This window comes from Psychrosphaera aquimarina, assembly GCF_032461525.1.
Lineage (GTDB): Bacteria > Pseudomonadota > Gammaproteobacteria > Enterobacterales > Alteromonadaceae > Psychrosphaera > Psychrosphaera aquimarina.
Window position 1 is genome coordinate 618,494 of the sequence record NZ_JAWCUA010000007.1, and the last position, 12,988, is coordinate 631,481.

8 protein-coding genes and 2 pseudogenes are annotated in these 12,988 nt (G+C 37.6%); 2 read left to right on the plus strand and 8 right to left on the minus strand.

Going from position 1 to position 12,988, the window contains the following annotated elements; genetic code table 11:
• Positions 1-577 precede the first annotated feature (577 nt).
• The 5 genes and pseudogenes from RT723_RS09285 to RT723_RS09305 form a co-directional block, all read right to left on the minus strand.
• Positions 578-1,543, minus strand: a complete 966-nt coding sequence (locus RT723_RS09285) for a class 1 fructose-bisphosphatase (RefSeq protein ID WP_216053869.1) — start codon at positions 1,541-1,543, stop codon at positions 578-580.
• Positions 1,544-1,553: 10 nt separating this feature from the next.
• The gene (gene fbaA, locus RT723_RS09290) at positions 1,554-2,633 is read right to left on the minus strand and encodes a class II fructose-bisphosphate aldolase (protein WP_315946782.1); all 1,080 of its coding nucleotides are present in this window, start codon (positions 2,631-2,633) and stop codon (positions 1,554-1,556) included.
• 527 nt (positions 2,634-3,160) lie between these two features.
• A pseudogene (locus RT723_RS09295) lies at positions 3,161-4,541 on the minus strand (NAD(P)(+) transhydrogenase (Re/Si-specific) subunit beta).
• Between the two features lie 13 nt (positions 4,542-4,554).
• A pseudogene (locus RT723_RS09300) lies at positions 4,555-4,827 on the minus strand (NAD(P) transhydrogenase subunit alpha part 2); the annotation flags it as partial.
• Positions 4,827-5,984: an NAD(P) transhydrogenase subunit alpha gene (locus RT723_RS09305; protein WP_315946784.1), complete on the minus strand. Its 1,158-nt coding sequence runs from the start codon at positions 5,982-5,984 to the stop codon at positions 4,827-4,829. The pseudogene RT723_RS09300 and the gene RT723_RS09305, both read right to left, overlap by 1 nt.
• 851 nt (positions 5,985-6,835) lie before the next feature.
• Between RT723_RS09305 and RT723_RS09310 the strand changes: the two genes are divergently transcribed.
• On the plus strand, positions 6,836-7,567 hold the full coding sequence (locus RT723_RS09310) for a FadR/GntR family transcriptional regulator (RefSeq protein ID WP_315946785.1): 732 nt from the start codon (positions 6,836-6,838) through the stop codon (positions 7,565-7,567).
• A gap of 107 nt (positions 7,568-7,674) precedes the next feature.
• Here the strand turns inward: RT723_RS09310 and RT723_RS09315 are convergent, their stop codons facing one another.
• Complete coding sequence (locus RT723_RS09315; RefSeq protein WP_315946786.1) at positions 7,675-8,418, minus strand: SDR family NAD(P)-dependent oxidoreductase; 744 nt, start codon at positions 8,416-8,418, stop codon at positions 7,675-7,677.
• Positions 8,419-8,730: 312 nt separating this feature from the next.
• Entirely contained in the window at positions 8,731-10,227 is a 1,497-nt protein-coding gene (locus RT723_RS09320) for an Hsp70 family protein (RefSeq protein WP_216053861.1), read from the minus strand.
• Positions 10,228-10,443: 216 nt separating this feature from the next.
• Between RT723_RS09320 and RT723_RS09325 the strand changes: the two genes are divergently transcribed.
• On the plus strand, positions 10,444-11,673 hold the full coding sequence (locus RT723_RS09325) for an MDR family MFS transporter (RefSeq protein WP_315946787.1): 1,230 nt from the start codon (positions 10,444-10,446) through the stop codon (positions 11,671-11,673).
• Here the strand turns inward: RT723_RS09325 and RT723_RS09330 are convergent.
• Positions 11,670-12,935 (minus strand): NADH:flavin oxidoreductase/NADH oxidase family protein, encoded by a 1,266-nt coding sequence (locus tag RT723_RS09330; RefSeq protein ID WP_315946788.1) that lies wholly within the window; start codon positions 12,933-12,935, stop codon positions 11,670-11,672. The genes RT723_RS09325 and RT723_RS09330 overlap by 4 nt on opposite strands.
• Positions 12,936-12,988: the final 53 nt, after the last annotated feature.

Here is a 12,988-nt window from a genome sequence, read left to right on the forward strand (position 1 = left end):
ATAACCCCTGTTGATTTATTCTATTAATCTAAGCACATAACTTTCAGTAATTTCAAAAGTCATAGGTTGCTATTTGTTATTACCTCAGCCTATTGGCCTTACCAAAATAAGACCAAAGGATATAACCAATTTCTTTTATTTTTGTATTATCGACTAAATTTGGTTGACCATTTATAATACAACTTACAATGTAGTTCAAACAATAATCGACTTAACTTATACTTTTTTTTATACAAAAATCAGTTTTTTAAAAAATAACCTTATTTTTTAGTAACATAAGTAACAACAATTAATTGGGTGAAAATACCACGAATTGTTTACCAAATTGTAATACCTAAAATCAATCAAGATGCTCTCTATACATATTATGTAGCTGAAATTGATGTTAAAAGAGTCAGGATATGCTCGATTGAATAAACGAATCGTAAATTTCAATCGGATTTAAGCGCGTTATGAGGTGAAGTGAGCGTTAAAAAACAAGACAGTAACCAATCTTACTTTTAACTTTAATATTTTTAGGCAATAAAAAACCTAGGCAAGCCTAGGTTTTTTTATCAGATAAAGTATTGCAGCCGATTTAATTTAAGGTTGCTTTATTAAACTCATCGACTTGGTTAACCGATCCTAAAGCTACTGGTACTCTTTGATGTAAAGAACTTGGTTGAATATCCAATATTCGTTCACCCGACGCTGTCGCTTTACCACCTGCATTTTCTGCCAACATAGCTAATGGGTTCGCTTCATATAACAAACGAATTTTTCCATTTTCATTACCTGGACGCCCATCTTCTGGGTATAAGAATATGCCACCTCGACTAATAATACGGTGCATATCCCCAACCATGGCGGCATTCCAACGCATTGATGAACCTGCATACTTCTCAGAGGCATATAACACATCATCAAAATACGTTTGAGTAGGTTTAGACCAATGGCGGTAATTAGCGATATTAACTGAGAACTCTTTGGTTTGATTAGGAATAGTAAATTCGTCTTCAGTTAATAAGTAACCACCATGAGTTAAATCCAGCGTGAAACAACGTGTAGGCCCACCAGTTGTCATCACTAATAAAGTAGACGCGCCATAAAGCACATAACCAGCACACAGTTGATCTTTACCAGGTTGTGCAAACTGCAACTCACTATCATCAGCAACATCATCTCTGGCAGCATAAATAGTAAAAATAGTGCCTATTTGGCCGTTAATATCAACATTAGATGAACCATCTAATGGGTCAAAAGCAACAATATAAGGCGCACCTTTATGGCCTGCAACGACAAAGTCTTCCTCTTCAGAAGCAATCGCACGAACAGTATCATCGCCAAGTAACATGTCTTTTAATAACTGATTAGATAACACATCTAATTTCTTTTGCACTTCACCTTGAATATTTTCGTCTAAGGTTGAGCCTAATACTCCAGCCAAAGCCCCCTGACTGACACGAAATGCAATTTCTTTAGATGCCGCTAATATCGTTCTGATCAACATAATCAGTTCTAAACTGACGTTATCTTTTTTTAATACTGGTACTAATCGTTGCATTCAAAATCCCTTAGCTATATCTATTTAGACAATTTAGTTCTTCAAAACATTGCTCTAATCTAGTTGTCATTGATGTTTCAGCATGACGTAACCAAACTCGAGGGTCGTAGTATTTTTTATTTGGCTTATCGTCACCGTCAGGATTACCAATTTGCCCCTGTAAATAACCTTGTTTATCGTTGTAATAATCCAACACACCATGCCAACTGGCCCATTGCGTATCAGTATCTATGTTCATTTTAATCACGCCGTAAGTTAATGACTCGGCAATTTTTTCTGGTTCAGAACCTGATCCGCCATGAAATACAAAATTCAAACTGTTATGCGGTAAGTTAAACTTCTCAGAAACATACGCTTGTGAGTTCTTTAATATTTCAGGCGTAAGTACAACATTACCTGGTTTATATACACCATGAACATTACCAAACGAAGCAGCTATAATGAATTTGTCGCTTATTTTAGAAAGCTGTTCATAGGCATAAGCAACATCTTCTGGCTGTGTATATAGTTCAGAACTGTCCATATGTGAGTTATCAACCCCATCTTCTTCGCCACCCGTGCAACCCAATTCTATTTCTAAGGTCATACCGATTTTATCCATGCGAGCAAGATACTCAGCACAAATTTGAATATTCTCTTCTAATGATTCTTCCGATAAATCAATCATATGAGAACTAAATAATGGCTTACCCGTTTCGGCATAGTGCTGCTCACCTGCGTCTAGAAGACCATCTATCCAAGGAAGAAGCTTTTTAGCTGCGTGATCTGTATGCAAAATAACTGGTACATTATATAAATGTGCAACAGCATGAACGTATTTAGCTGCGGCTACCGCCCCTGCGATTGCAGCGTCTTGACCTTCTAATGCCACACCTTTACCTACAAAGAATGATGCTCCGCCGTTTGATAATTGAATGATCACTGGCGACTTTACTTTAGCAGCCGCTTCCAAAGTTGCATTAATGGAGTTTGTGCCTATCACGTTTACCGCTGGTAACGCGTATTGATTTGCTCTTGCATGATCATATAAACGTTGAACATCATCTGTTAAAACCACCCCAGGTTTCAACATATCAGTAAGTTTGGACATTTATTCATTCCTCAGTTAATTGCATAACGGCAAACATCGGTATTTGCCTGCCAATTTTTTTAATCCACTTATTACAGTGATCCCATCAACCTGCAAGCTCACTCTTATTAGTTAATTAGAGATGCTCGTTTTATTTTATGGAGATACAACACTGTTGGGCAAAAGTTAATATTTTGGAATACTGAGTTTACCGCAGATAAAAATAACGCGCCACCTGACAAGCCGACACGAGTTGCTTTTAATTCGGTAGATCCGTACACATTTTGTAGCACAGATTCTTCTGTAAATATGACTGCCGATAAAATTGAAGAACCACATGCCGCTTAATAACAGCTAGTTTAAAGGTATTGCTGATTAAAATTATAAGTTTGAATCATATGAAAGCTTCATCTACATTGGCAACTCATTAAACTTACCGCTAAGTATATTTAATCAATTTTGAGTTCCTAACTAGAATATTTCATTTATATAAAAAAGCGTTAAAGGAGGTTTAACCTGCCTTTAACGCTTTTATATTAATAATAAAATTAGTCTGCAAATTGACGAATAATATTATTTAACGTTTCTTTTGCATCACCAAAAACCATACGGCAATTGGGTTTAAAGAACAGTGGATTATCGATACCTGCAAAACCAGATGCCATGCCTCGCTTAAGAACAAAAACATTCTTAGCAAGATCCGCATTAATAACTGGCATGCCGTAAATTGGACTGCCTTTCATTTCACGCGCAGCAGGATTAACTACATCGTTTGCGCCAATAACAATTGCCACGTCAAAACCTTCAATGCGAGGGTTTATCTCATCCATTTCAAACAATTGCTCATAAGATACATCCGCTTCTGCCAATAACACATTCATATGTCCAGGCATGCGTCCTGCAACTGGATGAATAGCATAAGCCACTTCAGCACCGTTATCTTCTAACAAACCTTGCAACTCTTTCATTGCATGTTGCGCTTGTGCCACTGCCATGCCATAACCAGGAATAACTAACACAGACTGAGCCGCTTCTAACACATAAAAAGCATCTTCTGCTGACAAAGGTTTTACTTCACCTTCAATCACCATGTCAGAGGTCACGACCGGTTGAAAACCAGATGTTATGACGTTCACTAATGACCTATTCATGGCTTTACACATTATATTAGTTAAGATAATGCCACTGGCCCCAACTAATGCGCCTGCAACTATTAATAGGTTATTTTCTAATGCAAACCCTGCGGCACAAGCAGCTAAGCCTGAGTAACTATTTAATAATGAAATAACCACCGGCATATCTGCACCACCAATTGGCAATACAAACATAACCCCCATCAACAGTGCTAAACCAATCACCAAATAGTGCCAGTTGGTCACTTCAGGTTGCATGATTAACAAGGCGGCAGAGGCTCCAATCGCAATGATTAAAAGTACATTTGCAAACACTTGTCCTTTAAATACAATTGGGCGGCCCACAATGCGTTCACTTAATTTAGCCCAAGCAATCACACTGCCTGAAAAAGTAATCGCACCGATTAATAATGCTAAGAAACTAACAAACAATACAAAGGTCGATAAATTCCCCCCCTAATATTGTCGCCCACGCTACGGCTAAGCTAGCCAAACCACCGATACCATTAAATAAAGATACAAGTTCTGGCATAGACGTCATCTCTATTTTCTTAGCGGCAAAAAGGCCAACGGCTGATCCCGCAACAACAGAGGCTAAAATCAGTTCAAAGGAAATGATTTGTTTGTCTAACAAGGTAATAACAACGGCGATTAACATAGCTAAAGCCGACAAAAAATTACCTTTCCTTGCAGTGGATGGGTGACTTAATAGTTTTAGGCCAAAGATAAATAAAGTAGCAGATATCACATAAACAAAGTTTATTAATAAAGCGGTACTGATAAATGAATCCAACATTATTATTCCCTACTTTTTTCTTAAACATGGCTAACATACGGTCAGTTACTAAGTAACCTCCCACTACGTTGACCGTTGCTAAAAACACGGCGATGGCACCTAACCAAGTAGACCATTGTCCATATTCACCACCCGCCAATGCCAAAGCTCCAATAACGGTAATGCCAGAAATAGCATTAGCGCCTGACATTAATGGCGTATGTAATGTTGCGGGGACTTTGCGAATTAATTCAAAACCAACAAAGATAGATAACATTAAAATAAATAACAGATAAATTGCGGTCATTATGCTTGTCCTTTCTGTAAGTGGTTTTTGATCATGTCATTTGAAATGAAACCTTGGTGAGTGATAACAGCATTGGCTTGAATGTCATCTTCAAGATCGATGATAAATTTAGTGTCTTGTTCGTCTTCGCTTTTTTGCCAAAACTCACTGACTAAATTAAATACATTATTGCCATACATTTGTGTGGCATTTTTAGCTACATCGTTTGACCAGTTTCCGGTTCCAACCAAAGTCACACCGTTAACAACTACCGTTTCTCCAGCTACTGAACCTTCAACATTACCGCCATTTTCAGCCGCCATATCAACAATGACAGAACCTGGTTTCATTAAAGACACCGTTTCTTTATTAATTAACACTGGAGGTTTACGACCAAACAACTGAGCCGTTGTGATCACTATGTCTGAATCAGCAATACATTTTGCTTGTTCTTGTTGCTGAATTTGCATTTGTTCAGGCGTTAACGCTTGGGCATAACCTTGAGCAGTTTGCCCGGTTTCGCCTAAGTCGATATCTAAAAACTTAGCTCCTAACGATTGAACTTGCTCAGCAACTACAGAACGAGTATCAAACGCGGTTACTGCTGCGCCTAATCGCTTTGCCGTTGCAATAGCTTGTAAACCAGCAACACCTGCACCGATAACAAATACTTTAGCCGGTTTAATGGTGCCCGCTGCGGTCATCATCATAGGTAACACAGAGTTTAATTCTGCGATGCCTTTAACGACCATGACATAACCCGCTAAGCTGGCTTGTGAACTCAACGCATCCATTTTTTGACAACGGGTGCTACGAGGGATCATTTCCATGCTAAAGCTAGTGACATTATGTTGGCATAGTTGTTCTACATATTCTGCATTGTTAAAAGGATCTAAAAAGCTAATAACCACTTTGTTGGTGATTAAACTTAATTCCTCTTTTGGTAACTTATGAATTGATAAAACCACATCAGCTTGTGTTAATAACACTTCTCGGCTGTTAATTACTTCGGCTCCTGCCTGCTGGTATTCTTCATCCGTTATATGAATACCTTTTCCTAGACCAGTTTCAATAATGACTGATGCACCTAGGAGTTTGTAAGCTTTGACATTGCTTGGTAACAATGCGCTGCGCTTCTCACCTACTAAGGTTTCTTTTGGGAAAGCTAAAGTCGGCATAATTGCTCCTCAAATTTCAGATATAAAATCCCATTGACACTATAATCTGCTGCTCAATTGAATTTTATATTTCTAAGTAAAGTCATGACCTTGTGGGTCAAATTAGAAACTAACCTTATTCGTTAGCTCTATTTTTTTGCGATTAGATCAGCTTAACTTTTTTTGAATTATTTTGAGAAAAATTTACTTATAACCTATGCGCAAATTGATGAAAGTCAGACGTGATTCAATAATGTCGTTTTAGTAAAAGTTAAAAACAGCTAAATGTAACAAAGGTAAATACAACTAAATAGTTACAAAGAAGAGAGTTGTTCCAAGGAATAAACGACAATATTTATGCTGTAAGCATAGGTTTAATCCTCCTTAAGTAAAGGTGGATCAAATAAGAATATGAGTGGTATTTAGGCTAAGGTAACCCTGTTTGTTTAGGACCGTATTTTATTATTAATTCTTTAATATTATAAGATGCAATATTAAGTAACGTTCAAACTGTGACGTAATTAAACATAACAAACCATATTATCGTGTTAAGTCAGGCTTTTAGTTGTCACCGCCTTAGCAATTCAGATTAATAACCTACTACATAATGACTAATAATCGACGTAAAGTTTAGTGAGCTACACAGCTATAAAAGTGAGTTTTAGTACACAGCTTCCATCGAAAGTAGCCAGTCAAATATTGATAAATCGCTCCCCTTTCGGTTAACCATATTCCACTAAAGATAAAACCAATATAAAACTTATTTATTAACCAATTTGATTGTTCATAAAAACCTGATATAAGGATATAATATCTAAACTAATATCAATTGTTTAATCCAGCTTTGCTGTATTCAGAGAAAGAGACCTATAATGCAAAACCGCCGATTGTTTTGGGATATCGTAGAAAAAATCGAATTACTTATAGATTCCGGAAATTATCCTCCAGGTAGTCGTCTACCGCCGGAGCGTGTGTTAGCTGAGCAATTTGATGTAAGTCGTCCTACTATACGTGAAGCTATCATTGCATTAGAAGTTCGCCAACGAGTTGAGGTCAAAACCAGCTCAGGTGTCTATGTAATTGAAAAGCCTGACGAAGCTAATAGCCAATTGTTCGTTTCAGCATTCGAATTAACCCAAGCTCGCGCGCTTGTTGAAGGTGAAGCAGCTGCGCTTGCGGCTGGCAGCATAACTAAAGAAGAACTAGAGCAGTTACATATTAGTCTAGTGAAGATGGAGTCAGGTGTTAATGCAGAGGAAGCGGATAAAGAGTTTCATTCAATTATCTCTAAAGCGACTCGCAACAATGCCATTTTATTCTCAGTACAAAACTTTTGGCACTTAAGAGAAAGCAAAGAAAATATCAAAGAAGCTTATAGAATGGTGTGTAACTCTAATGTTAATAAACGTAAAGATGAACACAGAGAAATATATAATGCGTTAAAAGCGGGTGATGCCCAAGCTGCGAGAGTAGCAATGCATGAACACTTTAACCGCCTTATCAATGCATTATTTGATGCAACTGAAGCAAGAGCATTAGAAGAAGTAAAAAGAAAAAATAATGAAACAAGAGACTTATATTCGTTAAGTCATTTAGTTAGTTAAACAATTTTTACGAATAATCTGCATTGGTAAAAGCATAAAAAAAGAAACCCTACGGTTTCTTTTTTTATGACCAAACACTCTCATTATAAATAGACTGATTGAGTCTATTAAGAGAATAATAACCCTGCGTTAATATCCACACAGTTACCCGTCATATAAGACGATTCATCACTGGCTAAGAATGAAACTAAACTAGCCACCTCTTGTGATGTACCTTCACGTTTGAGCGCCGTAGCGCCTGCAACATTTTTACGTACATCATTATTAGTGAATGTATCGTGAAAGCCGGTACTGATCATGCCAGGGCACACACTGTTAACTCGTATGTTATTGACCCCTAGTTCTTTTGCAAGACCACGTGTAAATGACATCACGGCACCTTTTGATGTTGCATAGGCTACTGCGCCTGGGCCACCACCATCACGTCCAGCTTGAGACGCAAATGTGACAATCGAACTGCCATTTTTCATGTGTGGAATACATGCATTTGTCATCATAAATAATGACGTTATGTTTACATTCATCACATTGGTCCAATGCTCTAATGACATGTCTGCAATTTTAACGCGGTCTAATAAACCACCAGATACATGCACTAAAGTATCAATTGAACCAAAGCTATCTAAAGCCGCTTTAACCGTGGCATCAACACCTGTTTGTACTGTTAAATCAGCTTGTACTGCCACCGCTTTACACCCTAAGGCTTCAATTTCAGCGACTGCGGATAGTGCGGTTTCTTTACTTGAGTGATAAGTAAGGACGATGTTTGCGCCTTTTTCTGCTAATGCAATTGCACAAGCACGACCAATATCGCGTCCACCTCCAGCTACAATTGCTACTTTCCCCTTCATCGACATTCTATTCTCCAGAACTATATTAACTAATATTAAAAGGTAAACTTCAGAAGTAAAAAGAACCGCGCTTCTTTGATTGTTCTAAAGCTAATATAGAAACTAATCACTAACCCACCAAATATCAACCAATTATAAGACATTGGTTAACCACCAAGACAGTTGATTAAATAGCTATTCAAACTGCAATAACGCTTGGTCTTAATCATAATTAAGTGTCGTGACGCGTGAGATTAAATGCAACGGTAGAATAAGGAGAGTAAAATACAGTTCTAACCTATTTTAGGCTAGAACTGTTGTAGAAAAGGGAGATTACAGTTTATTGGCTTGAATACTCAAACCTTCAGAAATTGACTTAAATGCATCAGCCGTAACAATTGGAATGTCAGGCAACATAGCTTTAATATCTTTTTGAACCACAGGTGACAAGCTCATGCCACCGGTTAAAAATAAGATATCAGGTTTTTGACTACTCTTAGCTAAACATTCGTTCACTAATGCTCTTACACGTGACATCCAACCTATCATTGAACGTTTCAAATCATCTTCCGTTAGCTCAACATTAAAATCAGGCTCTATGTACTTTAACGGTAAAACAATGTGATTCTTCTCAGACAACATTTCTTTTGCCATTCTTGAAGAGTTAACCAAACGAGCGGATTGTTTCTCTTCTTGAACGATTAATAATTTTTCCAACTTTTTAGGTTCTTTAGCAATCGATATCGTTTGAGCTATCTCTAAGCCAGTCTCGTCAGTAAAAAACTTATTTAGACGTGGAATATCATCTACCGCCACCATGTCGTTGTAATATAACGGAGGGATAGGAATACCATTTGTGGTTTCTGTCCCTAATCCCATTGCAGGAGCAATGCATTTAAGGATTAGATTTTTGTCACACTCCATACCACCAAGACGTGTTCCCGTCACTGACAGAACATCTTGCTGTCTGTCGTACTCATGTTGCTTTTGTGTTCCTAAACGAATACAACATACATCTGTTGTACCACCACCGATGTCGATAACCAGTGCTACTTTTTCTTCATTTAGGTTTTGTTCAATTCGATATGCCGCAGCAATAGGTTCTTCTAAAAAATCTATTTTTTCGAAACCAGCTAATTTTGCCGCTTCTTTCATTATAGTGATGGCTTGAGAGTTACCATCTTCGCCACGCGTGCCGTGGTATTTAACTGGACGGCCGATAACAGCGCCTTTTACTTCTTTCCCTAATTGGGCTTCTGTGGCTTCTTTAAAGAAAGCCAATTGTTTAGCGATCAAACCAACAAAAGCGTCTTTTTGACCTGATAATAAATTCGCACCTAAGAAGTTTTTTGGAGAATATATTAAACGTCCTTTTTCAGGTGTTTTTAAGTATTGCTTAAAGCCAGCTTCACCAAATAAGAAAGTACCGGTTTCAACCATTTTATGCAGCGGTAAGTCGTCTACTGACTGATTTTTTAGTAATTGATTAATCGCTTTACGCTGTAACGCTGGCGTATTATGGAATTCAGCTCTTAACGTGTCGATTTGTTTTAAGTAACGACGTTGATCTACTGGCGTTTTAGCTTCTTCATACTTATCTTTAGCTTTATCTAACTGCGCAGTAATCGCTCTTTTTAAAAACTGAACTTTATCTTCAATCACTTCAACTGGAGGTAAAGGTAAGTCATCTTCATAATAAATAAAAACCGAAGAACGGATCTTAAACGGGGTTTTAGAGTCTTTGTCTAACTCAATATAATGATGTTCTTTACCATCAAATAAAACCACTTCGGAGTTAGATGTTCCGTAATCAATACCTACTGTTACCATTCTGCACTCTTTATTTATTTTTAATATTTACCAGAAAAATCGGGATGCAATTCTACCCATATTTAATCAAAACACCATGAATAATTTCAGTTGAAATAACCCGCATTTTGAATAGGAAACATTTGCTATTTCATATAACAAAAATCGTGCAAAAAATGGCTGTAATTTGTGCAAAAAAACGATAGTGTAATTACTCTAGCCTGTATGAGATTGAACATGAAAATATCAAATGCCAAACAATTTCCAGTGGTGGTTTGGGTATTAATTATCGGCGCCTTTTTTGCGCGTGGTACTTTTTTTATGGTTTGGCCATTTATGGCAATAATTCTGTTTCAAAAGTTTCAGTTATCACCATGGGAAATCGGCTTATTTATGAGTCTTGCAGCTGTATCAGCAGTAGTGACCGGATTTTTCTCAGGGACTCTAACCGACAGATATGGACGTAAAAATGTTATTCTCGCAGCGGGCATTATTTCAATATTTGCCTTCGTAGGCATAGCCTTCGCTAACCACATAATCAGCTATGTATTCTTTATGGCGTTGTGCGCCATCAGTAAGGAAATATGGGAACCTCCGGTAAAAGTCCTAATATCAGACTCATTACCCAATACTGACTTACGTGAACTAGCATTCCAACTAAGATACTTCGCTATTAATGTAGGCGCGGCCATCGGACCTTTAATGGGGGTATGGTTTGGTGTAACCGCGCAACAAGAAACTTTTTTGTTAACCGCATTTTCTTTCGTTGTGTTAGTACTTGTACTCAAATACACCTTTAAGCATTCAACATTTATCGGCCAGCCAACAAATTTAACTAAAGTAACCCTTAAACAAACTTTGCATATATTACGACAAGATCATGTGTTTTTGCTCTTGTTGATTGCGAACATGATAGTAATGTTTATATACGCACATTTAGATTCATCCTTAGTGCAATACTTAACCCAATCATCGACCAATAACGTCATAGAATTAGTCAGCTTTCTCATTTTTACTAATGCGTGCACTATCATTTGTTTACAGTTTTTTTCTATTAAATTTTTAGCCCATGTCAGTTTGATCAGGCGAATATACTTAGGCATGTTTTTCTTGGCGTTATCTCAATTGTGCTTTGCTTTAAACCCCATTGATTTTTATGCCGGTTGGATAATAGCCACGTTTGTAATGAGTGTGGGTGAAACTATCTTGTTTCCAAACATGAACATACAAATCGACAGAATTGCGCCAAAACATATGAAAGGCGTATATTTTGGTGCTGCTAGTTTTTACTCTATTGGTTTTGCATCTGCACCTTACATTGGTGGGATCATTTTGTCGGCTTGGTCTGGCAGCGTATTGTTCTGTATTACCTTTGGTTTATGTTTTGTTGTTTACGCTATGTATGGGTTAACCCAATACGCAAAACGCCCCAATTTTGAGGCGTTAATAGAAAAACAGATCTGTTAAGCCAGTTTTCTGGCAATGGATTTATACCAATCTCTAGATAAGTGTTTATAAAAAGAGCTAAACACTCCTAAGTTATCTTTTGGTAATTTGCCAGCCGCTAAGCGATAAATCTGATAATAGAAGTAACCAGCCTGACCTTGTGTATTGATGGCTCTTATTAATGAATTAGAACTATTTCCGCTAAGTTTACCTTTGCCTAATACTAATCTAGATTCAGGTTTTGGTAGTGATTTTGTCTGATTATTTAATAGTTTATTAGGGAAATCAGGCACTAAACAAAATGGACGTCCCAAACCTATCATATCGGTTTTATTCTGCTCAAGTGCCTCGTTCATTACCTCTAATGTTCTAAATCCACCCGTCACCATTAATGGCAAATCACCTACAGCTTCACGCATTGTTTCGGCATATTCTAAGAAAAAAGCTTCTCTGTGTTTGGTTGATTCTCTGACATCGTCTTCTTCTTCCGTGGTTAAAAACTTGGTCTTTTCGTAAGTACCACCAGACACTTCAAGTAGGTCGATTCCTACTTCTTGTAACCAACGAGCTACTTTCACCGAATCTTCATGACTAAAACCACCTTTTTGAAAATCAGATGAATTGAGTTTCACCGCAATAGGAAATGCAGGGCCTACCGCATCTCTAACAGCCCGAACCACAGCAAGTAATAATCTAGCGCGATTTTCAATACTACCGCCCCATATATCTGAACGTTTGTTGGTGATAGGAGATAAAAACTGACTTAACAAATAACCATGTGCACTATGAATTTGCACGCCGGTAAAACCGCCTTCCTTCGCAATTCTAGCTGTAGTCGCAAAACGTTCTATGATCTGCTCAATTTCCGTTTCTAATAAAGGCGTTGGTTTACCAAAGTTACCAATCATATCTAATTGCACATCTGATGGTGACACAGGGTGTAAGTTGACCATACGCGGGCACTGTCTGCCAGGATGAGATATCTGCGCCCAAAAGTGGTTTCCATTTAAGGTAGCGGATTGAGTCCATTGTTTAACTAAGTTGATATCACTACCTTGTTCTATTACGACGTTCCCTGCTCTTTCCAAATAACGTCTATCAACCATGATATTACCACTGATTAATAAGCCAGCACCGCCCTCTGACCATGTTTGATATAAACGATTTAATGCTTCAGTAGGTTGATCAAATTTATCAGCAAGGCCTTCTGTCATTGCCGCTTTGCATATTCTATTAGGTAAGGTAGCACCACAGGGTAAAACAAGTTGATTACTTATATTCATTGATAACTCAAAACACGCTAATTATTAACTGGCAGTATACACTGTTAATTTAA